This window comes from Kitasatospora sp. NPDC086791 (assembly GCF_040685975.1).
In the GTDB taxonomy this organism is placed as follows: domain Bacteria; phylum Actinomycetota; class Actinomycetes; order Streptomycetales; family Streptomycetaceae; genus Kitasatospora.
In genome coordinates this window covers 109,271-132,491 of record NZ_JBFBOC010000019.1, presented here as the reverse complement: position 1 = coordinate 132,491, position 23,221 = coordinate 109,271, and the positions used below count along the sequence as shown (strand labels likewise).

24 protein-coding genes and 1 pseudogene are annotated in these 23,221 nt (G+C 73.8%); 12 read left to right on the top strand and 13 right to left on the bottom strand.

The window, feature by feature from the left end; translation table 11 throughout:
* Positions 1-296: hypothetical protein (locus tag AB0Q99_RS23825; protein WP_363574920.1), on the top strand; the 296-nt coding region annotated here is incomplete at its 5' end.
* Positions 297-407: 111 nt separating this feature from the next.
* Here the strand turns inward: AB0Q99_RS23825 and AB0Q99_RS23820 are convergent.
* The 5 genes from AB0Q99_RS23820 to AB0Q99_RS23800 form a co-directional block, all read right to left on the bottom strand.
* Entirely contained in the window at positions 408-773 is a 366-nt protein-coding gene (locus tag AB0Q99_RS23820) for a hypothetical protein (protein WP_363574918.1), read from the bottom strand.
* Between the two features lie 253 nt (positions 774-1,026).
* Positions 1,027-2,289 (bottom strand): cytochrome P450, encoded by a 1,263-nt coding sequence (locus AB0Q99_RS23815; protein ID WP_363574916.1) that lies wholly within the window; start codon positions 2,287-2,289, stop codon positions 1,027-1,029.
* 130 nt (positions 2,290-2,419) lie between these two features.
* Positions 2,420-2,944: a YcxB family protein gene (locus AB0Q99_RS23810; RefSeq protein WP_363574914.1), complete on the bottom strand. Its 525-nt coding sequence runs from the start codon at positions 2,942-2,944 to the stop codon at positions 2,420-2,422.
* A gap of 348 nt (positions 2,945-3,292) precedes the next feature.
* Entirely contained in the window at positions 3,293-4,540 is a 1,248-nt protein-coding gene (locus AB0Q99_RS23805; RefSeq protein WP_363574912.1) for a PQQ-binding-like beta-propeller repeat protein, read from the bottom strand.
* Positions 4,541-4,652: 112 nt separating this feature from the next.
* On the bottom strand, positions 4,653-5,081 hold the full coding sequence (locus AB0Q99_RS23800; protein ID WP_363574910.1) for a hypothetical protein: 429 nt from the start codon (positions 5,079-5,081) through the stop codon (positions 4,653-4,655).
* Between the two features lie 199 nt (positions 5,082-5,280).
* On the opposite strand from AB0Q99_RS23800, the gene AB0Q99_RS23795 reads away from it, so the two are divergent.
* The 3 genes from AB0Q99_RS23795 (at position 5,281) to AB0Q99_RS23785 (ending at position 6,979) form a co-directional block, all read left to right on the top strand.
* Entirely contained in the window at positions 5,281-5,631 is a 351-nt protein-coding gene (locus AB0Q99_RS23795) for a S26 family signal peptidase (RefSeq protein WP_363574908.1), read from the top strand.
* Between the two features lie 189 nt (positions 5,632-5,820).
* On the top strand, positions 5,821-6,489 hold the full coding sequence (locus AB0Q99_RS23790) for a DUF1707 domain-containing protein (RefSeq protein WP_363574906.1): 669 nt from the start codon (positions 5,821-5,823) through the stop codon (positions 6,487-6,489).
* A gap of 46 nt (positions 6,490-6,535) precedes the next feature.
* Entirely contained in the window at positions 6,536-6,979 is a 444-nt protein-coding gene (locus AB0Q99_RS23785) for an NADAR family protein (RefSeq protein ID WP_363574904.1), read from the top strand.
* A gap of 82 nt (positions 6,980-7,061) precedes the next feature.
* Here AB0Q99_RS23785 and AB0Q99_RS23780 read toward each other — a convergent pair whose 3' ends face one another.
* From AB0Q99_RS23780 to AB0Q99_RS23770, 3 genes are all read right to left on the bottom strand, one after another.
* Positions 7,062-8,174 (bottom strand): ABC transporter substrate-binding protein, encoded by a 1,113-nt coding sequence (locus AB0Q99_RS23780; RefSeq protein WP_363574903.1) that lies wholly within the window; start codon positions 8,172-8,174, stop codon positions 7,062-7,064.
* 84 nt (positions 8,175-8,258) lie between these two features.
* Complete coding sequence (locus AB0Q99_RS23775; protein ID WP_363574901.1) at positions 8,259-8,468, bottom strand: DUF397 domain-containing protein; 210 nt, start codon at positions 8,466-8,468, stop codon at positions 8,259-8,261.
* Positions 8,453-9,292 carry a helix-turn-helix transcriptional regulator gene (locus AB0Q99_RS23770; RefSeq protein WP_363574899.1) on the bottom strand — a complete coding sequence of 280 codons (840 nt, stop codon included), beginning with the start codon at positions 9,290-9,292 and terminating at the stop codon, positions 8,453-8,455. Before AB0Q99_RS23770 ends, AB0Q99_RS23775 begins: the two co-directional genes overlap by 16 nt.
* Positions 9,293-9,411: 119 nt before the next feature.
* Here AB0Q99_RS23770 and AB0Q99_RS23765 point away from each other — a divergent pair, with 119 nt between their 5' ends.
* Positions 9,412-9,612 (top strand): hypothetical protein, encoded by a 201-nt coding sequence (locus AB0Q99_RS23765; protein WP_363574897.1) that lies wholly within the window; start codon positions 9,412-9,414, stop codon positions 9,610-9,612.
* Complete coding sequence (locus AB0Q99_RS23760) at positions 9,612-9,860, top strand: hypothetical protein (protein WP_363574895.1); 249 nt, start codon at positions 9,612-9,614, stop codon at positions 9,858-9,860. The genes AB0Q99_RS23765 and AB0Q99_RS23760 overlap by 1 nt, the downstream gene beginning before the upstream one ends.
* A 51-nt stretch (positions 9,861-9,911) precedes the next feature.
* Here AB0Q99_RS23760 and AB0Q99_RS23755 read toward each other — a convergent pair whose 3' ends face one another.
* Positions 9,912-11,126 carry a serine hydrolase domain-containing protein gene (locus AB0Q99_RS23755; RefSeq protein ID WP_363574893.1) on the bottom strand — a complete coding sequence of 405 codons (1,215 nt, stop codon included), beginning with the start codon at positions 11,124-11,126 and terminating at the stop codon, positions 9,912-9,914.
* Positions 11,127-11,336: 210 nt separating this feature from the next.
* On the opposite strand from AB0Q99_RS23755, the gene AB0Q99_RS23750 reads away from it, so the two are divergent.
* The gene (locus tag AB0Q99_RS23750; protein WP_363574891.1) at positions 11,337-11,939 is read left to right on the top strand and encodes a DUF2306 domain-containing protein; all 603 of its coding nucleotides are present in this window, start codon (positions 11,337-11,339) and stop codon (positions 11,937-11,939) included.
* On the opposite strand, the gene AB0Q99_RS23745 is transcribed toward AB0Q99_RS23750, so the two are convergent.
* Positions 11,911-12,669: a helix-turn-helix domain-containing protein gene (locus tag AB0Q99_RS23745; protein WP_363574889.1), complete on the bottom strand. Its 759-nt coding sequence runs from the start codon at positions 12,667-12,669 to the stop codon at positions 11,911-11,913. The two genes, AB0Q99_RS23750 and AB0Q99_RS23745, sit on opposite strands and share 29 nt — an antisense overlap.
* 426 nt (positions 12,670-13,095) lie before the next feature.
* On the opposite strand from AB0Q99_RS23745, the gene AB0Q99_RS23740 reads away from it, so the two are divergent.
* Positions 13,096-13,626 carry a histidine phosphatase family protein gene (locus tag AB0Q99_RS23740; RefSeq protein ID WP_363574887.1) on the top strand — a complete coding sequence of 177 codons (531 nt, stop codon included), beginning with the start codon at positions 13,096-13,098 and terminating at the stop codon, positions 13,624-13,626.
* Positions 13,627-13,699: 73 nt separating this feature from the next.
* Here the strand turns inward: AB0Q99_RS23740 and AB0Q99_RS23735 are convergent.
* Positions 13,700-14,278, bottom strand: a pseudogene (locus AB0Q99_RS23735) (transposase); the annotation flags it as partial.
* 237 nt (positions 14,279-14,515) lie between these two features.
* On the opposite strand from AB0Q99_RS23735, the gene AB0Q99_RS23730 reads away from it, so the two are divergent.
* Together AB0Q99_RS23730 and AB0Q99_RS23725 are read left to right on the top strand one after the other, a co-directional pair.
* Entirely contained in the window at positions 14,516-14,995 is a 480-nt protein-coding gene (locus AB0Q99_RS23730; RefSeq protein WP_363574885.1) for a hypothetical protein, read from the top strand.
* Positions 14,996-15,066: 71 nt separating this feature from the next.
* Complete coding sequence (locus tag AB0Q99_RS23725; RefSeq protein WP_363574883.1) at positions 15,067-16,737, top strand: hypothetical protein; 1,671 nt, start codon at positions 15,067-15,069, stop codon at positions 16,735-16,737.
* An 88-nt stretch (positions 16,738-16,825) separates the two neighbouring features.
* Here the strand turns inward: AB0Q99_RS23725 and AB0Q99_RS23720 are convergent, their stop codons facing one another.
* Positions 16,826-17,419, bottom strand: coding sequence for a histone deacetylase (locus AB0Q99_RS23720; RefSeq protein ID WP_363574881.1), 594 nt, complete (start codon positions 17,417-17,419; stop codon positions 16,826-16,828).
* A 540-nt stretch (positions 17,420-17,959) separates the two neighbouring features.
* Between AB0Q99_RS23720 and AB0Q99_RS23715 the strand changes: the two genes are divergently transcribed.
* Positions 17,960-21,967 carry a Pls/PosA family non-ribosomal peptide synthetase gene (locus AB0Q99_RS23715; RefSeq protein ID WP_363574879.1) on the top strand — a complete coding sequence of 1,336 codons (4,008 nt, stop codon included), beginning with the start codon at positions 17,960-17,962 and terminating at the stop codon, positions 21,965-21,967.
* Positions 21,968-22,006: 39 nt separating this feature from the next.
* On the opposite strand, the gene AB0Q99_RS23710 is transcribed toward AB0Q99_RS23715, so the two are convergent.
* The gene (locus tag AB0Q99_RS23710; protein WP_363574877.1) at positions 22,007-22,243 is read right to left on the bottom strand and encodes a toxin-antitoxin system HicB family antitoxin; all 237 of its coding nucleotides are present in this window, start codon (positions 22,241-22,243) and stop codon (positions 22,007-22,009) included.
* Between AB0Q99_RS23710 and AB0Q99_RS23705 the strand changes: the two genes are divergently transcribed.
* Positions 22,242-23,144 carry a transposase gene (locus AB0Q99_RS23705; RefSeq protein WP_363574875.1) on the top strand — a complete coding sequence of 301 codons (903 nt, stop codon included), beginning with the start codon at positions 22,242-22,244 and terminating at the stop codon, positions 23,142-23,144. The two genes, AB0Q99_RS23710 and AB0Q99_RS23705, sit on opposite strands and share 2 nt — an antisense overlap.
* The last annotated feature ends 77 nt before the right edge of the window (positions 23,145-23,221 follow it).

The following is a 23,221-nucleotide window of genomic DNA, read 5'->3' as shown; positions in this document are numbered from 1 at the left end:
CCCCCACCGAACGCACCGTCGTCGCCCACTTCCTCACCGCCGTCGACGCCATGGGCGGCATCCGCCCCGGCCACCAACACGGCCTCGACCGCTGGCTCACCACCGGCAACCTCACCACCGCCTACCTCTCCCTCGCCGCCGCCCACCCCCTCCCCCGCACCGGCGACCCCACCACCTACTGGACCGCCCTCGTCACCGCCGGCGAACTCCTCACCACCACCCCCAACCCCGACACCCGCATCAGGTACGCCCTCGCCCACTGCCGCACCCAAGCCACCCGCACAACCCGCACCTGAACGCCCGTGCCGGCTTCCTGTGCGCCGCGGTCCGGGACGGGAAAAGGGAGGTGCCTGCCGCTCCCCCCGGTGCGGCGGACACCTCCTCGGTTCCTGATGTGTGACGGGACGTCAGGGACGTTCGAGGGTGATGGAGTTGATCGGGCCCAGGTCGTAGTAGACGCCGTTCTGGGCCGGGATGTCGTAGACGCAGTCCGCGCCGCCCGAGCCCCGGCACAGGTGCGCGTGGGCGCCGCCGGTCTGGTTGTTGAGCACCCAGTGGTTGCCGTACTGGTTGCTCAGGTTGTGGGCGCCGTAGCTCCAGTACACCTCGCTGGGGGAGGCGGCCGGGTCCTGGTTCTGCGGGTAGACGCAGACCGCGCCGGACGGGCAGTTCGCCCAGGAGCCGTCGGCGGCGCCGGCGCTGCCGGTGCCCAGCGCGGTCAGGGCGGCGGTGGCGAGGGCGAGGGCGGCCAGGGTGTGGGTGATCCTGCGCATGGGGTGGTTCTCCCTTGACTGGTACGGGCGGCCGGCAACGGATGGCGGCCGGTGCCCGTCAGCCTAGGAACGCGCAGGCCGCAGCGGTCCCTGACATCTGACAGGGGCGCGCACCGCCACGCCGTACCCGCCGTCCTCGACCACCGGGCAGGCGGCGGGGAGGCCGTAGGGCGGCGGGCACCGGGGCCGTTGCGCAGGACGTCGGACGGGCCGACCTCCCGCGCAGGCCCGGAACGGAGAGGCCCCCGGGTGGTCAGGAGGCCTGCGGTGCCTGCGGGGCCGGCCGGCCGAGCAGGACCGGCAGGGTGTGGTGCCCGTTGGAGATCAACGACTCGACGGGCCGCAGCTCGGCGTGCGGGGCGAGGGCGAGGTCGGGGAAGCGCTCGAAGAGCTTGCGCAGCGCGGTCTGCCCCTCCAGGCGGGCCAGCGGGGCGCCGAGGCAGAAGTGCGGGCCGTGACCGAAGGCGAGGTGGTCCTTCGCCGGGCGGGTGACGTCGAAGTCCGCGCCGCTGTCGCCGTAACGGGCGGGGTGGCGCCCGGCGGCGGCGTAGGAGGCGAGGATCGCCTCGCCCCGCGGGATGGTGACCCCGCCGGGCAGCTCGATGTCCTCCACGGCGTAGCGCAGCGGCAGGTGCGCGACGGGGGCGTCGCGGCGCAGCGCCTCCTCGACCACGTCGCCCCAGCCGGCCTTGCCCGCGCGCACCAGGGCGAGTTGGTCGGGGTGGGTGAGCAGGTTCGCGATGCCGTTGTCGATCAGGTTGACGGTGGTCTCGTAGCCGGCCGAGACGACCAGCAGCAGGGTGTCGCGCAGTTCCTCCTCGGTCAGGGCGCCGCCGTCCGCGCCCTCGCCCTCGGTGTCGCGGGCGGCGATCAGCTGGGAGGTCATGTCCTCGCCCGGCTCGCGGCGCTTGGCGGCGATCAGCCCGTCCAGCATCGCGTAGAACTCCGCCGTGTTCGCCCCGGACTCCTCGGGGGTGAGGGTGGTGTCGAAGACCCGGTCGACGGCGGTGCGGAAGCGCTCCTTCAAGTCCTCCGGCAAGCCCAGGAGTTCGGCGATGACCTGGATCGGCAGCGGGTAGGCCAGGCGTTCTCGCAGGTCCACCGGGGTGTCCGGGCCGGCGGCGGCCAGGCCGTCCAGCAGGGCGTCGGTCAGCTGCTCGACGCGCTCGGCCAGGGCGGTGATCCGGCGCGCGGTGAACGCGGTGCCCACCAGGCGACGCAGCCGGCGGTGGTCCGCGCCGTGCGCGGTGAACATGTTGCGGGCGCTCACCCACAGGGCCAGCGGCCAGGTGGGCACCACCTCGGCGAAGGCCGGCCAGTGCCGCAGCGGGTCCTTGGACACCCGGGCGTCCTTGAGCAGGTCCTCCAGCAGGGCCGGGTCGGCCACCGCCCAGGCCCGCACCCCCAGGATGTCGACGGGCGTGGCCGGTCCGCGCCCGTGCAGCTCGGCGGTCTCGGCGTCGCGGTCACGGCCGGTCGGGTCCAGGACGAGACGGTCCACGGGGGGCTCCTCCACTGGGGGCGGTCACCGGTGCGGTCACCGCACCGTCACGAGGATGCGGCCCCGCACGCGCCCGCGTCGAGAGGGCCCGCGCGCAGGCACCGGTGAACCCGCCGCCGGACCCGCGGGCGGACCCGCAGCCCCGTCAGGACCTCGAGCCCGCCGCCCGGGTGAAGGGCGTGGTGTGCCGGGCGATCAGGGCACGCAGCGCGTCGGGGGAGGAGGTGCCGCGCTTGGGCAGGGTGATCAGGCAGTTGCCGCTGCCGCTCAGCACCACGAACTGGCTCTCGGTCTCCAGCGAACGCGACAGCCGCGCCCAGGACAGGTCACGGGTACCGCGCGCGTCCGTGACGCGCACCCCGGCGGTGTCCACCACCGCGCGGTACTCACCGCCGCGCCGAGCGACCCGCCGCTGCGCCGAGAGGAGCTGGTAGCGCGGCACGAACAGGGCCAGTGCCACGAACGCGGCCGTCGCGAGCACGTCCGAAACGCCCGCCTGGCCGTCCACCGCGTTCAGCACGCCGCCGAGCCCGGAGATGACGGCCGGCACCCACACCAGCACCCGCATCAGCAGGCCCGCGGTGGTGTGCCGGGCCTGGGCGGCGAACGCCTCGCGGAAGTCCTCGGCCGTCGGCGCGTACGCCAGCTCCACCCGCTCCTGGTCCGCCACTGTTCTCCTTGATCAACTGTCCGGCGCGGCGGATCCTAGCAAAGGGCGGGCCCCGCGGAACCCGGCGGCTACCACCGTGACCAGCGGTTCTTCACGACGCCCGGCACATCACTGCCGACGAACCCGTGCGCCGACACCCGCACCGCCACGACCAGCCGCCCCGTGCCACCCGAACCGCCCGTCCCGCCCGTGCCGCACCACCTCCACCGACGCCGCTGGAACGAGGCTGCGACAACGGCACGCTGACGGTCGGTCGGCAACGGAGTGGGACGTCGGACCGGCCGACTTCCCACTCCGCACGGCCGGCGACCCCCCGACTCCCGGCCCCCGGCCCCCGACCCTCGGCCCTCAGGCCGACGGCAGCGCACCCAGGGCGTGCAGCCCGGTCCGGCTGCCCCGGAACACCGCCGACCCGGCCGCGGCCAGGAACACCCTGGTGTACGCGCCGTCCTCCCTGATCCGCCGCGGCTCGTCCCGCCAGCGCGGCCGGCCCGTCGCGAGGTCGAACGCGAACAGCCGGTCGTCGTTCGTCCCCACGTACACGCTGCCGTCCGCCGCGGCCATCGAACTCATCCCGCGCCCCAGGCCCAGGGGCGCCTCCACCGTCCACAGCGAGTCGCCCGTCCGCGCGTCCAGCGCCGTCAGCCGACCCCCGCTGAGCAGGCACACCGCCTGGTCGGCGACCGACAACGGCCCCGCCACCGGCAGCCGCCCGCGCTGCCACAGCACCCGCCCGGTCGCCGCGTCCAGCGCGAAGACGGTCGAGGACGCCGCCCCCGGATCCGTCTGCCGGACGTGCACGACACCCCGGTGGACGACGGGGGCGTCGCCGACGGCGGCGACCGCGTCCTGCGCCCAGCGCCGCTCACCGCCGCGCGCGTCGAACGCCAGCACCCCGCCGTAGCGGGCGGCGGCGAACACGGTGTCCCCGGCCAGCGCCAGGGCGCCCGAGACACCCGGATCGCTGCTCCAGCGCAGCGCGCCGGAGGTCGCGTCGTGGCAGCGCAGCGAGGTGCCGTACGCCGTGAACACGCCGCCACCGCCGACGACGGGCTCCTGCTGCCACGCGGACTCGTCCCACTCCGGCAGCGGCGCCTCCCACCGCACCTCGCCCGACACCGCGTCGAGGACGTGCACCCCGCCGGTGGAGACCACGCACACCACGCCGTCCCCCGAAGCCAGCGGCCACCCGCCCGAGTTGTCCAGCTGCCACCCACCGAGGCCGTCCGAACCGTCCGAGCCGTTCACGGGCGCCGCCGCCCCGACCACCCGGCTCCAGCGCACCGCGCCCGTACGCGGGTCGAGCGAACGCACACTGCCGTCGTACCCCGAGGCGAACAGCCCCTGCTGCGCCCCGGCTGCCTCCCCGGTGCCTTCCCCGGCGCCCAGGACGACCCGCCCGCCCAGGTCGGGCGAGCTCCACAGCCGGGGGCCGCGCACGTCACCCCGGCGCGCCCACCAGCCGACCCCGCCCGCGACGGCGAGCGCGCCGAGGCCTCCGGCACCGCTCAGCAGCAGCCTCCTGCGGTCGAGTTGAGGAGGCGTCGGGGTCGGCGGGGGCGATTGGATTGCGTTTCGGGTGGTATCGGCGTTCATACCGGATATGACTTCGCGTACGGACCCGCGGTTCCCGGGGGTCCCGGGGTCCCGGGGGTCCCCGGGGAGCCCGCGGTTCCCCGGGAACCGGGCGGCCCGGCGGCGGGGGCGCCTAGAAGGTGGTCCAGTCGTTGCGGTCCGGGGTGCCGAGGGTGCGGATGTGCTCGCCGTCGGCGTCGTCGAAGTAGTCGGTGGCGATCTTGAAGGCCTGGCCGTTGGGGCGCAGCCCGAACAGGGTGACCTTCTCGTTGCGCTGGCCGGTCAGGTCGAGGGTGACGCACTGGCCGGGCGGGACGATCGTGGTCGACATGTTGCCGCGCTTCTCGAACACCGCGTAGGAGGAGTAGGTGCCGCCCGAGCAGAGGGAGAAGTACGGCGCGGGCGAGGGCTTGGACGTGGGCGTCGCCCGGGCGGCCACCACGTTCGGCGTGCCGGGGGCCGGGGCGGCGGTGGCGGTGGTGGCGGCGAGGCCGACGGCGGAGATCAGGCCGGCGGCCAGCAGCAGGCCGGTGGTCCGGACGGAACGGGGGGTGGCGGGCACGGGGTCCTCCAGGGGTCGCGGAACGGGTCGGGACGCGTCGCGCGCCCCGACCCGCTCAACGGCCCCTCCCGGCACGGTGGTTCACCGCGTGCAGGCCAGGGGAGAGGGCGGCGTGGCCCGGCTCCCGACCGCCGGCACCCGGTCCGGGTGAGCGGAAAACCGGTGGGCCGAGCCCGCCCCGGTCTGCCACGATCGCCCGATGGGTGCATTGGATGCGGTGGCGGCCAGGGTCGCCGGCGGGGCCACGGTCGAGTTCCGGCCGAGCGGTTCCTCGATGGTCCCCCTGATCCGCAGCCGGCAGCCGGTGCGCGTCGCCCCCGTCGACCCGGCCAGGCTCGCACCGGGGGACATCGTCCTCGCCCGCGTCGCCGGAACCGTCTACCTGCACCTGGTGTCCGCCGTCGACCCGGCCCGCAGACGCGTGCAGATCAGCAACAACCGGGGCCGCGTCAACGGCTGGACCGGTCACGACCGCGTGTTCGGCATCTGTGTCGCGGTCGACGGCACCCCCCGGCCCGGCGCCGCGGACAAGACCGCCGCCCCGCCGTGACCACGCGGTGAGCGCCCGTCACCCGGCGGCGACGGAATCCTCCAACTCCTCTCGCCGCCACGGCTTTCCCGCACCGCCGAGGCGGGCCCGGACGCTCGGAACCGCCCTGGCGGGAACACCGGTCGCGCTATAGCGTTGAACACCGTCGTACGGACCACGAAGCCACGATCAAGCTCAGGACAAGGACGCATGCCGGGAGAGATCTCGCCCACCGCCGGCCCCGCGAACCCCGCCGGCCCCGCGAACCCCGCTCCCGGACTGCGGGCCTCCCACGCGGACCGGGACCGGGTGGCCGAACTGCTGCGGGTCGCGGCGGGCGAGGGCCGGCTGACCGCGGACGAACTGGACGAGCGTCTGGAAGCCGCATTGTCGGCGCGGACGGTCGGCGAACTGGCCGAACTCACCGTCGACCTGCCGCCCGTGTCGCTCTTCGGCGGCGGGGCCGTGGCGGAGGTGGCCAAGGACGTCGTGCGGATCGATCAGAAGTGGACCACGCTCAAACGGACGGGACGCTGGGTGGTGCCGCGCCGACTGGGCCTCTGCCTGGAGTGGAGCGACGTGACGCTCGACTTCACCCAGGCGGTGATCACCCAGGACACCCTGCGGATCGACCTGGACATGCGCGGCAAGACCCTGACGCTGATCACCGGACCGGGCATCGTGGTCGACGCCGACGCCCTGGCACTGGAGTTCGGCAGGGTCAGGAACCGCCAGACCCGGGACGCCGCCACACCGGTCACGCTGCGCGTGGAGCTGGTCGGCCGGAAGAGCTTCGGCCGGATCGTCGTACGCCCGCCACGGCGACCGGCCGGCCGGTGGATCGGCAGGGGACACACCGCCCTGCCCACCGGCGACTGACCCGCCCGCCACCCGCCCGCCACCCGCGAGCGACCACGAGACCCGGATGACGATCTACTTCTACGGCGCCGACGACGTCCCCTACGGCTGCTTCTCCAACTTCTCCGCCCACGGCCTGGAACTCGACGGCCACACCTGGCCGACCTCGGAACACTACTTCCAGGCCCAGAAGTTCCCCGGCACCCGCCACGCCGACCTGATCCGCCGGGCCCGCACCCCGCTGCGCGCCGCCGAGTTGGGCCGGGACCGCTCCAAGCCGCTGCGGCGGGACTGGGAGCGGGTCAAGGACGACGTGATGCGCCGCGCGGTGGAGGCCAAGTTCCGCACGCACGAGGACATCCGCGCCGTCCTGCTGTCCACCGCCGACCAGGAGATCGTCGAGGACACCACCACCGACCACTACTGGGGCCGCGGAAGCACCGGAACGGGCAAGAACATGCTCGGCCGGATCCTGATGCGCACCCGGACCCGGCTGCGCGCCGAAGCCTGACGCCCGGGCTCGCCCCACGAGGGGCTGCCACTGAGCGCAGGAAGTCGGACCGGCCGACTTCCTGCGCGGGGGTGGTGTGCTGTCAGCCGGTGTGGAGGACCCGGAAGCGGTCCGGCGCGGCCGGGTCCCGGTCGGCGACCTGCACCGGCGGCCAGGCCCACTGCCAGACGCGGCCGCCCGGCTCGCGGGAGAACCGGACCGGCCCGCGGGTGCCCTCGACGGCGACGTGCGGCCAGGCCTCGGCGATCCGTGCCCGGTCGGGGCCGGCCGAGCGCAGGACCTCGGCGAGGACGGTGACCGTGTCGTACCCCTCGAAGGCGACGAAGGAGGGCGCCGCGCCCAACTTCCCGCGCAGGGAGGCCTCGACGCGGGCACCGAGCGGGGTCGGGCGCTCGGGCAGGTAGCGCAGGAACGGCACCGCCGAGCCGCCGTCGCCCAGCGGCGCGGCCCACTCGGCGAACTCCGGCTGCCCGGCCGGGGCGCCGATCAGGAGCTTCGCGAGGCGCTGGTCACCGCGGACGGACGCGACGAGCGGCGCGGCCGACTCCGGGGCGCCGACCAGGAGGAGCAGCGCCGTCGCGCCGTGCCGGACGAGTTCGTCGCACACGGCGGCGGGGGAGAGCGCGTTCAGGTCGAGTTCGGTGACGGTGCCGCCGCGCGCGGCGAGGTGGTCGCGCAGGATGGCGGTGCCCGCCGCCCAGTAGACGTTCGGCTGGACGGCGAGGGCGATCCGGCTGTGCCCGGCGCCGAGGAGGAAGTCCGCGTAGACCTTCCAGCCGTGCGACTGCGCCGGGCAGATGCGCGCGACCCACGGCGTCGGCTGCTCGGTCAGCGCGTCGAGCACCGCCGACGAGCAGAGGAACGGCAGGCCGAGCGCGTCGGCCCGGGCGGCGACGGAGCGGGCGACGACGCTGTGGTACTCCCCGGCCAGGGCGGCCGCCCCGAGGCCGGCCAGCTCGTCCACGGCCGCCTCGGCGCGCTGCGGATCGGCCGCCGTGTCCCGCACCAGCAGTTCGAGCGGCCGGCCGCCGATCCCGCCGGCGTCGTTGACCTCACGGGCGGCCAGTTCGAGCCCGGCCAGCAGGTGCCGGCCCGCCTCGACCCAGCCGGGCCGGCTCAGCGGGGCGAGGGCACCGATGCGTACGGAGGATGTGGAAGCCGGCGCGGGGACAGCGGGCGATGGTGGCGTAGTCATGCCGGACATTGCATCCGTCGCCGGAGCCGACGGGCAAGGGGATTACGGGGGTTGAGCAGGACGTCGGCGGGGCCGACCTGCTGCTCAGCGGGCGTCGAACTCGCCGGTGCGGACGGCGGTGACGAAGGACCGCCAGGCGGGGGAGGAGAAGACCAGGGCAGGGCCGGAGGGGTCCTTGGAGTCGCGTACGGGCATGACGCCGGTGAAGCCGTCGGCGACCTCGACGCACGCGGCACCGCCACCGCCGCTGTATGAACTCTTCCGCCAGGAAGCGCCCGTCAGGTCGACATCCACTCCAAGTCCCTCCTTACTGCACGGATGAAGGCTCGCGATTCGGTTTGGCCAAGGGCCTCGACCGCAAGTCGATCGTAACTCTTGGTCAGGACCGCGACCGACTTGGAATCGCGATCGATGTATCCGCGCTGCTCGATCTCGCCGTAAGCGAGAACTTTGCGGTTCGGCATGGTAAGGAGGTGCGCCATGTGCGTGAACGGCCGGTTCTCGCCCAAGGAGTATGGCGCTACCTGGACGACGACGTTGCAGCGCGTGGTCAACTGCTCAAGGTGGAGCAGCTGTTCGACCATGATGTCGCGCCCACCGACGATCCGCCTGAGACAGCTTTCGTCCAACACCACGTGGACGAGCGGAGGGGAGGTCCGTTCCAGGATTTTCTGGCGGTTGAGCCTGAACTCGATTCGCTCGTCCGCCAGTTTCTCGGTCCCATTGCCTTGCCTGGCGTAACCCATCTCGATCGCGGTCGCATAGGCCCGGGTCTGCAGAAGTCCGGTGACGATGTCGATCTCGAAGATCTTGATCTGTTCCGCGAGGGACTCGTAGCGGGCGTACTCCGGAAATCCCTCCAGGATCGCCGCGTTCTTCAGCTGGTACCACATCAGCAGCAGCGTGCCGCCGGTGTCGAGCGCTTCGTCCGCCAGTTCGGCGAGCCTGCGACTCGGGGGTCGGTGCGCAAGTTCGATGTACGACAGGTGCGAGGGGGAGCACTCCAGGAGCGGAGCCAGTTCCTCCTGCCGGAGACCCTTGGCCTCTCGCGACTTGCGGAGCTGGATCCCGAAGGGGGCCCAGGGGCTGGACTCCGGGTCGACGTTCTTCTTGTTCATGGCAGTCCTCAACTTCTGACCGGCCCGAGGGCAAGTAGCAAGCTGCTTCCGATCGTAGACGTCGCCACGCCATCATGAGCACAGAACGTGAAACTCCGATCGCAGAGGGTTCTCTTCCCATGCTCCACGACGAATCCCCCCGCTTCGACGGCCACGGCGTGCGCTTCGACCGCGCGGCCCGCCGCTACCTCGTCCGCAACGAGGCCGCCGGCGTGTGGCTGCGCCAGGACTCCGGTGAGCTCAAGGAGTTCGCCTTCTTCTCCGACGCCCACAGCGCCCGGCGTGGCTTCGAGGTCTCCATGCGGCCGGGGGAGAAGTGATGCCCTCGCCCCTGTCCCGCGCCACCGCCGAGCAGCGCCGGCAGGCCGCCTCCGTCCTGGACGACCTGACCACCGTGCTCGCCCTCGGCGGGGTGAAACTGCCCTCGGTCGAGGTGGATTGGGAGTACGGCCGCCTCACCGGCAACTACCTCATCGACCTCGGACCGGCCCGCCCGCTCGACCTCCTGCGGGTGGTCGACCTGCTCCGCAAGGGCCTGCGGTACGAGCGCCTCACCTATGACGACTGAACTCCTCCCCGGACTCGGCCGGCGCACGCCCCGAACCCCGCCGGCGGGCGGTCAGTCGCCCGCGCACAGCGCGTGCTCGATCAGGGCGCCGGCCGCGTGCTCCTGCTCCAGGATGTGCTCCACGGTGTCGCCGCGCGCCTCCGACATCGAGACCACCGCGCTGCGCCGGCCGTCCTCGGTGACGCCGTTGAGGGTGATGTAGCCGCCGTCCCCGCCCTCGTGGCTCCAGTAGGCCCCCGGTCTTCCCCCGCAGTCCAGCGGGAGCCGGATCAGGCCGAGCCCGTACCGGCTGCCCTCGGGCCACAGCCGCGCGGCCTGCGGGTTCCCGGAGACGTCGACGGTCTCCTTCATCGCGGCCAGCTGACGGGCCGGCAGCAGGCGGCCCGAGAGCAGCGCGCGGAAGAAGGTGTTCTCGTCCTGCGTGGTGGTGACCCAGGAGAGCTCGTAGGACACCGGGATCTGCACGGTGACGTCCTTCTCGGCGCCGGGGCCGTAGAACTCGTAGGCCCGGGCGTGCGGTTGGGGCAGGACGGGCGAGAGGCCGGTCCACCGGGTCCGGTCGAGGCCGAGCGGGCGCAGGAGGCGGTCCTCGATCTCCTGGTGGGAGGGGCGGCCGGTGGCCCGCTCGACGATCACGGCGAGCATGACGTACCCGGTGTTGGAGTAGCTCCAGCCCGTGTCGGGCTCCTGGGTCATAGCGCGGGCGACCAACTCCTCGGAGCGGTGGACCAGGAAGCGCTGCCGGTCGTACTCCCGCGCCGTGCGGTACCCGGGCAGACCGGCGTCGGAGATGCCGCCGGTGTGCCGCAGCAGGTCGCGGACGGTGATCCGGGCGGGGTCGTAGTCCTCGCCCCAGGCCACGTCCGGCAGCCACCGGCCGACCGGGTCGTCCAGGGACAGCCGGCCCTCGGCCTCCAGCTGCAGGACCACCGTGGCGACCAGCGTCTTGGCCGTACTGGCCATCCGGAAGTAGCCGTCGGGCGACACCGGGCGGCCGGTGCGCAGGTCGGCGGTGCCGCTGGTGGCGACCGCCTGGCGGCCGTCCGGCCCGACCGCGCGGGCCTGGACGCCGCTGATCCCCAGGGCGTGGATCGCCTCCACGTCCCGGCGTAACCGCTCTGCGGAGGCAGCCGTGGAGGCAGGCGCGGAAACGGTGGTGGCAGTGGTGGTGGCGGCGGGAGAGGCGACGGCGCCGGCGGCTTCGGCGGGGAGCAGCACGGCGACGGCGGCCGCCACGGCGAGGTGCTTGCGCGGATTCCAGGTCATGTCCGGACGCTAACCATTCCCGGCCCCCGCCGGGGCGCACTCGGGTCTGCCTCAGGGACGATTGGGGGGCCTGCCCCATGGCGCCGACCCGGGCGGGCCGCAAAAGCCGCCAACCTCCTTTTCCCGCAGGCGAAATGAGGGTTCTTTGGGGGATCCCTCTCGGGGTTGACCCGGATGCCGGCCCCGCCGGCGGGCCCCGACACTCGGGGCATGCGCATCACACGGGCCGGTTGGGCCATCATGACGCTGTTCTCCACGCTGATCGCCCTGCTCGCCGCCCGGTACGCGGGCTTCGACCCGGAGGCGTTCTTCACCGAGCAGCGCGCCACCTACCTGGCGCACGAACTGCCGCTCGGCGTCCACATATCCGGCGCGGCCGTGGCGCTCGCGGTCGGCCCGTGGCAGTTCTCGGACCGGCTGCGGCGGCGGTCGCCGCGCTGGCACCGCCGCCTCGGCGTCACCTACCTGCTGGGCTGCCTGGTCGGCGGGATCGGCGCGCTGCTGCTGGCGCCGGTCGCCTACGGGGGAGTGGCCGCCCGGCTCGGCTTCGCCTGGCTGGGCCTGGCCTGGCTGATCACCGGCGGCATCGGCCTGCGGATGATCCTGCAGCGCCGGATCGACGATCACCGCCGCTGGATGGTCCGCAGCTTCGCCCTCACCTTCGCCGCCGTCACGCTGCGGCTGATGCTGGTCGCCGTCAAGGTGGCGGACCTGGACTTCCACACCTCCTACGCGGTGATCGCCTGGCTGTGCTGGATCCCCAACCTCGCGGTGGCCTGGTGGTTCACCCGGCTGCGCCCCGCGCGGCGGTGACCCCGGCGTCCGGGGCCGGTTCGGGCTTGGTGTGGAGGATCTCGCGGGCCTGGTCGGCGGCGCGGGCGATGCTCTCGGAGACGAAGTCGACGAAGCGGGCGATGTTCTCCAGACGGGCGGCGGCCGGGGTGCCTGCGCCGAGGACGCCCACGCCCTGCCGGGCGATCTCGGCGAGGTGGGCGGTGCCGCGGGCGCCGGCCATCGTGGACTGGTACATGACGTCGTCGTCGACGATGTAGCGCTCGCGGCGGCGTTCGTCGCGTTCGCGGCGGACGAGGCCCTGGCTCTCCAGGAACGCGACCGCCTTGGAGACGGAGGCCGGGCTGACCTGGAGGCGGGCGGCGAGTTCGGCGGCGGTGAGGCTGCCGCTGTCGGTGGTGTAGAGGCCGGCCAGCACCCGGGCCGTCATGGTGGGCAGGCCCTGGTGCATGAAGACGGTGGTGAACGTCTCCTCGTACGCGCGGACGGCCTCGGCGTCGCGGCCGTGGGCCTGCGGGGGCGTGCCGGGCGCGCGGGGCGCGGCCTTCCGGCGGCGGTGGGCGCGGTGTTCGGTGGCGCGGTGGGCGAGGTCGGCGCGGTAGGCGGCGGGGCCGCCGTTGCGGATGACCTCGCGCGTGACGGTCGAGGTCGGACGCCCGAGGCGGCGGGCGATCTCCGCGTAGGCGAGGCCGTCGGCCAGCCCCAGCGCGATCTGCTGGCGTTCCTGCTGGGTGAGTCTGCCGCCGGGCATCGCGCGCGCTCCTTCGTGATCCGTGCGTGGTGCCGTCACCCTAGCGTTCGATTTCGAGGGAGTGCAATGAGCAGGTTTTCTGTCGTTGCATCAGGCCTTCTGCCGGTGAACTGATTCCACGTCGTCCACCTGCGACGTCGATGCCGACGTCGCGCGCCGGATTCATTGCCGGTCTCATGAACGCAACGTAGCCTTTTCGGTGCGGGAAAGCAGGGGTGCGATCCCGGGCCCGGGAGCGACGGCCGGGCGGGCGACCGGCCGGTACCCGGGGAACGTCACCCGCACGGGTGAACCTCACCGGCTCGTACCGGTCAACGGGCGGTCGGTGCGGGTGGCCGCCCGGTCGAGCCTGCCACGATCGTCGCTGTCGCTGTCGCTGTCGCGTCCGTGCGGGAAGGGCCCGTGCGGGGGAGAGGGAGAAGCCCCGTGTCCGAGGAATTTCCGCGCCGGATCGTCCTGGTCCGCCACGCCAAGGCCGGGCATCCCGATGAGGTGGACGACCACGAGCGCCCGCTCGCCCCGCGAGGCCGCAAGGACGCGCCGGCGCTCGGCCGCTGGCTCGCCGGCGCCGGCCTCACCCCCGACCTCGCGCTCGTCTCGACCGCCCTGCGGACCCGGGAGACCTGGCAGCTCGTCGTCCCCGAACTCACCGCCAAGCCGAGGACCGTCTACGAGGAGCGGCTCTACGACGCGAGCCCCGGAGAGCTCATCGCGGTCCTCACCGAGGTGTCCGACGAGGTCCAGGACGTGGTCGCCGTCGGCCACAACCCCGGCGTCCACGCACTGGCCGACACCCTGGCCGGCGAGGCCGACGACGACCTCCTGGCACGGATGAACCGCTCCGGCTTCCCGACGGCGGCCGCCGCGGTGCTCACCTTCCAGGGGAGCTGGAAGAACGTCGAGCCCGGAGCCGCCCGGCTGACCGCCTACTGGACACCCCGCCCGCTGTCAACTTGACCCGGCTCTGAAGGAGCGGGCTTGGAGGTAGGGCGCGGCTGGCTGCCGCGTGGCCTCCTCCGTCCAGACACCCCTATGGGATGGCAGGGACGCGTGACTCACGCCCCGCGGTCCACACGGTCTCGCCCTTGCGGCCGATGTTGTAGGACGCGTTGTGGTCCGCGTGCATGACGGTCCCGCAGGACCGGCACGCGAACGTCGCTTGATCGACGCGGTTCTTCCGGTCGATGTGGCCGCACTCGGAGCACTGCTGGCTGGTGTACGCGGGATCGACGTACACCAGCGGCACCCCGGCGCGCTTCGCCTTGTACTCGGTGAAGGCGGCGAGCTGGTGGAAGCTCCACGAGTGCAGAGAAGTCCGCTGGTCCTTGCGGAGCCGTACCCGGCTGCGGATGCCCGTGAGGTCTTCCAAGGCGATACCGGAGCCGGTGCGTTCAGCGGTCGTGACGATGGTCTTCGAGATGAGGTGATTGACGTTGGGGGTGTGTCGGGTTTCCTTACGGGAACGCTTCTTGAGGAGGCGCTTCGCGGACTTGGTGCCCTTGGCCTGCAACTTCTTCCGGAGTTCCAGTTGCCGTTTGCGGTGCCGGTTCAGGCCACGTCCGGCGGCCCGGTAGCCGGTCGAAGCGGTGACGATGTTGGCGATGCCAAGCCGCTGTCTCCCGTGCCGCCCGGCAGTCCGCCGGGCGGCACCGCCGCGCCCGGGCGGCGGTGCCGCCCCCCGACACCGCTCCCGACACCGGCGCCGGGCAGGGGTGGGGAGACTCTGTCACGGGTTCACCACGCAATCGCAACCTCCGGTGTTACGTGGCACCGCTGGGCCCTATTGTGATCCCGGACGTTGCAGGGGGCCAGTCCGACCGGGACGCCGACGACGGTGGGGGAGCACATGAGCGAGTGGGACGGATTCCTGGTGGACGGCTACGCCGTGGAGGAGAGCGCCTCGCTCTCGTACACCGAGACCGACGCCGTCGTGGTCGAGGAGTACGCGGAGAGCACGTTCGCGGTCGAGGCCGAGGTCGACGTGCACGAGGTCCAGGCGGTGGAGGTCGTCCAGGCCGTCGAGGTCGTCGAGGCGGTGGAGGTCGTCGAGGCGGTGGAGGTCGCGCAGGTGGTCGAGGTCTCGGAGGTCACCTTCGAGAGCTACCTGTCCGTGACGGAGACCGACACCTTCGCCGCCTCCTACGAATCCGAGGCGTCCTACGGCCACGGTGCGGAGGACGGCGGCTTCGGCTTCCACGACGACGGCGGCCTCTCCCACGACAACGACCTGGCGCACGACCACGACCCGTCCCACGGCGGCGACTCGGCGTACGACACCGACGCGGCCTACGGCGGCGACTCGGCGTCGTACGAGGACCTGATCTGACGACGCCCAGGCCACCCGGCGCCCGGCGCCGGGTGGCCTGATCCGCCCTGCCTGCCGCCACTGGAGGTGCTGTGCCCTCGATCACCCTGGACGCCGAACGCCGGATCGCGGCGCCGCCGGAGCAGGTCCGCAACGCCGTGGTGGCGGTGCTCCACCGGTCCGGCTTCCAGTTCACCACCAACCTCGCCACCGTCATCGAGGCCCAACGCGGTTCCGCCGTGCGGGCGGTGATGATGATGCCGGACCAGGTGCCGATGCTGGCGCGGCTGAACGTGGTCCCCGACGCCGGGCCGCAGGCGGCGGTGGTCCGGGTGCACCTCTCGGACCGGGCGCTGTCCACCGTGCTGGTCGGGGTGCAGGAACCCTTCCAGCAGGCGTTCCTGTCCACCCTCGCCGCCTTCGACCAGGCGATCGCCTCGCTCGTCCCCGGGACGTCCGCCGGCGGGTTCCCCGCCCCGCACCTGTGGGCGCGCCAGCGCAGTTCGGACGTCGCGGAGCGCGGCCACGCCGCCGGACAGCGCCTCGTCGACGGCGCCTCCTCGGCGTTCGCCGGGCGCCTGCCGGGCGCGACGAGGAGCGTCGGACCGGCGGGCTGGGCGGGCATCACCCACGTCCGGTTCGTCTCGGACGCGGGCGCGGTGGTGCTCGCCATGCCCGCCGTCGGCGCGCTGCTGGCGATCCCCGCGCTGATCGGCTCCGAGCAGGCCGCCGCGGGCCAGGCGCCCTCGCTGCCGGACGCGCTCCGGGCGAAGGTGATCGACCTCGCCGCGCTGATCGAGACCAGGCTCTCCCAGGGCGCCCCCGGGTTCCAGAGCGTGGAGGTCCCGGACGGGCACCGGCTCACCTTCCAGTTCCTGTACCAGCAGGCGGCGATCCGCTCCCAACTGCCCGTGCGCACGCTCTGCGTCTGCCAGGACTGCAAGCAGTCCAAGGTCGTCAACCTGGACCTGAAGCGGCTGCGGGCGAGGAACCGCAACCTCAAGATGGTGGTGTCCCTGCTCGGGGTGACCGCCGGGAGCGACAACCCCAACCCATTCCAGGTCTTCAGCACCGTGTTCCGCCAGGCCAAGCTGGAACCCGACTTCATCTGCACCCGCTGCGAGAGCACCAAGTCCTACGAACGCCCGGTCACCTTCTGCCCCGCGTGCGGCGACCAGCGGGCGGAGGCCGTGCTCACCACCTGCGGCAAGTGCGGGCACGACTTCCGCACGCCGTTCCGCGACCTGCGCGTCTGGGACGACACGCCACCGGTGCCGCCGATGCCCGCGGTGCGTCCGACACCGCCCCCGCCCCTGGCGCCGCCCGCGCCGCCGCCCGTGGCACCGCCCCCGCCGGCGGCGCCACCCGCACCCGCACCCACAGCCACACCTGACGCGCCGCCCGCACCCGCCGCGCCGCCCGCACCCGCACCCGCGCCACCGCCCCCGCCCGTGGCGCCGCCCGCCACCGGGTTCGGACCCCCGACCGTCCCGTACCCGGCACCGGCCGCCCCCGCCCCCGTGCCCCACCGGGTGCCCTCGCTGGCCCAGCCGTGGCCCTCCCCGCCGCCGGCCAACCCGGCCAACCCGTACGCGCAGCCCGCCGCCGCGCCGCCGCGCCGGGCCTGCGCGATCTGCGGCCTGCCCTACCCGGTGCTGTGGACCGTGCAGGTCCCGCGGGACGGGACCTGGCAGCAGCTGACGGTCTGCGCGACCACCCCGCGCTGCTCCCCGCCGTCCGCCACCACACCCGTCCCGGCCTGAACGGGCGGTACCCGGACCGGGCCGCCCGCCCGCCGGGCCGACCGGGTGCCCCGCCCCGTCCGCCCGCCCCGTCCGCCGCCCCGCCCGCTCACCCGAGCAGCGCAGCCACCGCGCCCGGAGTCCAGGACCCGGCCGCGCCCGGGCGGGTCGCCAGGTAGCCGGCGCTGCGCCAGGGCCCCCAGCCGTGCGACTGCGCCAGGCCCGCGCCCACGGTGCGCAGGTAGGCGGCGGCCGGGGCGTTCAGGTCGGCGCCGGCCACGCCCCAGGGCGCGGTGAAGGTCAGCAGCGGGTGCCCGTCCAGCTCGCCGACGCGCAGCAGCGTCTCGTGGCGGCCCGGGCCCAGCACGGCGCGCCCGTCGGCGAGGACCCCGGTGAGGTCGAGGTCGGCGCCGGGGGAGCGGCCCGCCTCCTGGGCGGCGAGGTCGGCGAACTGCCCCGCGGTCAGCAGGTAGGCCCGGCCGGGCACCTCGCCGCGCACGGACGGGTCGTAGAAGGCCGAGCCGCCGCCCCAGACCCGGGACCGGCCGGCGAAGTACAGGGTGCCCGGCAGGACGGTCGCGACCGCCCGGCGCGCGGGGCGCCGGTCGCGGCAGCCGGGGTAGGCGCGCGCTCCGCCGTCCGGGCGGCCTCCGCGCAGGTAACAGGCGAGCCGGGCGGCGAGCAGGTTGGAGCCGTACGCCACGTACCAGACGAGACCGAGCGGATTCCGGCCGGCTGTGCTCCCATTCGGTGAGGGATTTCCCTCGTCCCGCTCAGGGAAAGCCCCGCCGTCGGCCGCATTCCACGGACTGTTCACAGGAAGTGCCCGCGGTGCGGGGAGCGGCAGAATCCCACACGAACATGTGAGCGGCGTGAACGGGCTGATGATCCGACCAAAACCCCCCGATTCGGTAGCGACCCCCTCACTACCGGTACCGTGCCGGACGCCATGGTGTTCATCACTCTTCCCTCTCCCGTCACGCCGCTCCACCGTCCGGCGATTACGCTTCACCAGCGAAAATGCCCGAACATCACCGAAACGACATTCGAATCGCACCCTGTCGGCCCCATCCGGCATCGATGATGAGAATTTCCTTTGACCGTACCTCCGCTGCATCCAGCGGACTCCCAGTGGAGTCATGGTGAGTGGGCGCACCCGTCGGTGACCTCAGTGTCACCTCTCGTCACACCGACACAGCCCGTCCGCGCCCCCCAGAACCCCGGAGCCGAGGAACAGACCCCCATGGACGCACGCCACGACACAGCCGGCCCGGGCACGCTGCACCGCCCCCACCCGGGCCCCGCGGCCGGCTGGCCGGTGGCCCAGCCCGCCCACCCCCGCAGCCTGCTCGACATCATCGCCGCCACCGCCGACGCCCACCCCGAGGCGCCCGCACTCGACACCGGCGACACCGTCCTCGGCTACCGCGCCCTGCTCCACGAGGTCGACGCCCTCGCCGGACAGCTGGCCGCCCACGGCATCGGCACCGGCGACCGGGTCGGCGTGCGCATCCCCTCCGGCACCGCCGACCTCTACGTCGCCGTCCTCGCCGTGCTGCGCTGCGGCGCCGCCTACGTCCCCGTGGACGCCGACGACCCCGACGACCGCGCCGAGATGATCTGGCAGGACGCCGCCGTCTGCGCCGTCATCGGCGCCGAACGCCGCCTCTACGCCGCACCCGCCGCCCGGCCCTCCGGCCGCCCCGCCTGGCCCACCCCGGCCGACGACGCCTGGATCATCTTCACCTCCGGCACCACCGGCCGCCCCAAGGGCGTCGCCGTCACCCACCGCAGCGCCGCCGCCTTCGTCGACGCCGAAGCCCGCGTCTTCCTGCCCCGCCGGCCCCTCGGCCCCGGCGACCGCGTCCTCGCCGGCCTGTCCGTCGCCTTCGACGCCTCCTGCGAGGAGATGTGGCTGGCCTGGCGCCACGGCGCCTGCCTCGTCCCCGCCCCCCGCTCCCTGGTCAAGGCCGGCACCGACCTCGGCCCCTGGCTCGTCGAACGCCGCATCACCGCCGTCTCCACCGTCCCCACCCTGCTCGCCCTGTGGCCGCAGGAGTGCCTGGACGCCGTGCGCCTGATCATCGTCGGCGGCGAGGCCTGCCCCGCCGAACTCGTCGACCGCCTCGCCACCCCCCACCGCGAGTTCTGGAACACCTACGGCCCCACCGAGACCACCGTCGTCGCCACCGCCGCCCGCATGCTGCCCGGCCGCCCCGTCCGCATCGGCGCCCCCCTGGACGGCTGGGAGATCGCCGTCGTCGACCAGGCCGGGAACCCCGTCCCCTGGTACGAGACCGGCGAACTGCTCATCACCGGCGTCGGCACCGCCCGCTACCTCGACCCCGCCAAGGACGCCGAGAAGTTCAGCGCCCACCCCGCCCTCGCCTCCCCGCGCGTCTACCGCAGCGGCGACCTGGTCCGCAACGACCCCGAAGGCCTGATCTTCCTCGGCCGCGCCGACGACCAGATCAAACTCGGCGGCCGCCGCATCGAACTCGGCGAGATCGACGCCGCCCTCCAGGCCCTGCCGCACATCCGCGCCGCGGCCGCCGCCGTCCGCAAGACCCCGGCCGGCGCCGACCTGCTCGTCGGCTACCTCGTCGCCCAGCCCGGCACCACCCCCGACCTGACCGCCGCCCGCCACCAGCTCCTCGACCGCCTGCCCGCCCCGCTGGTGCCCGTCCTCGCCCTCGTCGACTCCCTGCCCACCCGCACCTCCGGCAAGGTCGACCGCAACGCCCTGCCCTGGCCGCTCACCACCACCGGCGCCGCCGACCGCCCCGCCGACACCCCCGACGGCACCGCCGGCTGGCTCGCCGGCCACTGGGAACGCCTGCTCGGCACCGCCCCCGGCACCGGCGACGATTTCTTCGCCCTCGGCGGCTCCAGCCTCACCGCCGCCCGCCTCGTCTCCGAACTGCGCACCCGCCACAACGGCGTCTCCGTCGCCGACCTCTACGCCCACCCCGTCCTCGGCGACCTCGCCGCCTACCTCGACACCCTCACCCCCGCCACCACCACCGAACCCGGACACCCCGCCACCGCACCCGGGCACCCCACCGCCCCCGCGCAGAACCGGCGCCCCGTACGCCGCACCCCCCGCAGCGCCGCCCTGTGGCAGACCCTCCTGCTCCTCGGCATGTTCTCCCTCGCCGGACTGCGCTGGATCCTCGTCCTCGTCGCCTTCGACAACCTCACCGGCAACCACCTCGCCTGGGCCCCGCACACCTCCTGGTGGCCCGTCGTCACCGGCCTGCTCCTCCTCTACAGCGCCCCCGGCCGCACCCTGCTCGCCGCCACCGGCGCCCGCGCCCTCACCGCCGGCATCCGCCCCGGCAGCCACCCCCGCGGCGGCCACGTCCACCTGCGGCTGTGGGCCGCCGAACGCTACACCGCCATGTTCGGCACCGCCGCCCTCGCCGGCACCCCCTGGGCCGTGCGCTACGCCAGAGCCCTCGGCTGCCGCGTCGGCCCCGGCGTCCGCCTGCACACCCTGCCCCCCGTCACCGGCCTCGCCCGCCTCGGCGCCCACAGCTCCCTCGAACCCGAAGCCGACCTCGCCGGCTGGTGGCTCGACGGCGACACCCTCCACCTCGGCCACATCGAGGTCGGCGAAGGCGCCCGCGTCGGCCACCGCGCCACCCTCATGCCCGGCGCCCGCGTCGGCGCCCACGCCGAGATCGCCCCCGGCTCCTGCGTCACCGGCACCGTCCCGCCCCGCGAACACTGGCACGGCTCCCCGGCCCGCCCCAGCACCGAACCCCTCGCCGACTGGCCCACCACCCCCGCCCGCGCCACCCGCACCTGGAACCTCGCCTACGGCGCCGGCTTCGCCCTCCTCGGCCTCGTCCCGATCATCTCCGCACTGCCCGCCCTGGCCATCGTCTACCCGATGATCGACACCGACACCACCCTGACCGCCGCCCTCCTCCAGCTCCTGCCCGCCACCATCCCCCTCGCCGCCCTCACCCTGCTGAGCCACGCCGCCCTCATAGCGCTGCTCGTGCGCCTCCTCTCCCGGCCGCTGCGCCCCGGCTTCCACCCCGCCGGCGGCCGCGTCGCCTTCTGCGCCTGGGCCGTCAGCCGCCTCAGCGACACCTCCCGGCGCACCCTCTTCCCCTTCTACGCCAGCCTCTTCACCCCCGTGTGGCTGCGCCTGCTCGGCGCCCGCGTCGGCCGCCGCGTCGAAGCCTCCACCGTCCTCGCCCTGCCCGGCCTGATGCGCGTCGACGACGGCGCCTTCCTCGCCGACGACACCCTCGTCGCCCCCTACGAACTGCGCGGCGGCTGGCTGCGCCTGGGCCCCGCCCACGTCGGACGCCGCTCCTTCGTCGGCAACTCCGGCATCGTCGGCCCCGGCCGCCACCTGCCCGACAACTCCCTCGTCGGCGTGCTGTCCGACACCCCCGCCCACGCCCCCGAGGGCTCCTCCTGGCTCGGCCGCCCCGCCTTCGCGCTGCCCCGGGTCGCCGACGCCGGCGGCGAGGGCCGCACCTACGACCCGCCCCGGCGCCTGATGTGGGCCCGCGCCGGCGTCGAGGCCTGCCGGCTGCTGCCCGTCGTCCTCGCCGCCCTGCTCGGCGACCTCGTCCTCGCCGTCCTGCAGGAACTGCGCGACCAGTACGGCCTGGGCACCGCCCTGGCCGGCGCCGGACTCGTCCTGGCCTGCGCCGCCGTCGTCGCCTGCGCCGTCACCACCGCCGCCAAGTGGCTGCTGGTCGGACGCTTCCGGGTCGCCGAACACCCGCTCTGGTCCTCCTTCGTGTGGCGCAACGAGCTCTACGACACCTTCGTCGAGGAACTCGCCATGCCCTTCGGCGGCCACACCATCACCGGCACCCCCTACCTGAACCTGTGGCTGCGCAGCCTCGGCGCCCGGATCGGACGCGGCGTGTGGTGCGAGACCCACTGGCTGCCCGAGAGCGACCTCGTCACCGTCGGAGCCGGCGCCAGCGTCAACCGCGGCACCGTGCTGCAGACCCACCTCTTCCACGACCGCGTCATGCGGCTGGGCCCGGTCCACCTCGGCGCCGGCTCCACCACCGGCCCGCACTCCATCGTCCTGCTCAACTCCTCCCTCGGCACGGACACCACGGTCGGCCCCGCCTCCCTCGTCATGCGCGGCGAGAACGTCCCCGGCGCCACCCGTTGGCTCGGCAACCCCGTCGCCGCGTGGAACACCGACCCCACCCCGCCCGCGGGACGGCGCGCCGGACGCGGCCGGCGCCGGGCCCCGGCCGCGGTGTGACGCGGGTCACCTCCGGCGGGCGATGAGTGCGCGGTGCGGTCACCGAGTAGCCGGAGGATGCCCCGGCGTTGACGCCGAGGAGGAATCCGGCTTCCCGCGCAGCGGGTCAGGGGTGGCCGGATCGGCGTCAAGGCGATCCGGCGTCTGAGCGACGGTGGCGAGAGCGACGTCAAGCAGGTGCAGGATCTCGGAGTTGATGGACCGTCGATCGTGGGCGGCTTGGGCTGTCAGTCGCGCGTGCAAGTCTTCGGGGATGCGTAGGGCAAAACGAATCATGACGATATCGACGCCAGTGGAGGCGGTGACCGGACACGCCCGGTACACCTACCGCCTGCGCGTCTCGTCCACCGCCCTCGCGGCTCTCGGGCAGGAGTGGGGCCGGGCGCGCTGGGTGTGGAACGAGTGCGTCCACATGTCGCGCACGGTCCACCGCTGGAACCAAGCCAACCCCGAGCAGGAGCCCCGCACCTGCGGACCGGCGCAGCTGGACAGGCTGCTGACCGAGGCCCGTGGGGCGATGACCTGGCTGCGCGAGGGGGCATCGGTTCCGCAGCAGCAGATCATCCGGGACTTCGCGAAGTCCCGCGCGAAGGCGTTGAAGGACATCATCGACTGGGGCGTGAGGGAGACCGCGACCACCACCAGCGACGCGCACGACCTGCCGCACCCGGAGCACGGCAGGAAGGCCCGGGACGTGCTGACCCGGTATGACCGGATGGCGGCCCGGCGCAAGCCCCCGAAGGGCAAGCCCGGCTCCAAGGGCTACCGGCACGCGAAGAAGCTCCGCGCCAAGGCGTACCGCAAGGTCGCCGACCAGCGGCGGGACACCGCCCGCAAGTGGGCCAAGCAGGTCGTCCGCGACCATGACGCCCTCGCGGTCGAGGACTTCCGCCCGACGTTCCTCGCCAGGACCACCATGGCCCGCAAGGCGGCCGACGCGGCGATCGGAGCGACCAAGCGCGCCCTGATCGAGATGGGCCGCAAGCACCACCGGGCCGTGCACCTGGTCGACCCCAGGCACACCACCATGGACTGCGCGCACTGCGGGGCGAGAGCCAAGCACCGCCTGCCACTGTCCGAACGCACCTACACACGCACCGCATGCGGAGCCGTCTCCTCGAGAGACAAGAACTCCGCCCGCGTGATGCTCGTCCGGGCTGGACTCGTACCCGGCTGACGTTGAGGGCGTAAGACACGGCGGTCCGCAGGGCCACCATGCAGTCCGAGTCAGAAATCCCCCAGGCGAAGGCGGAA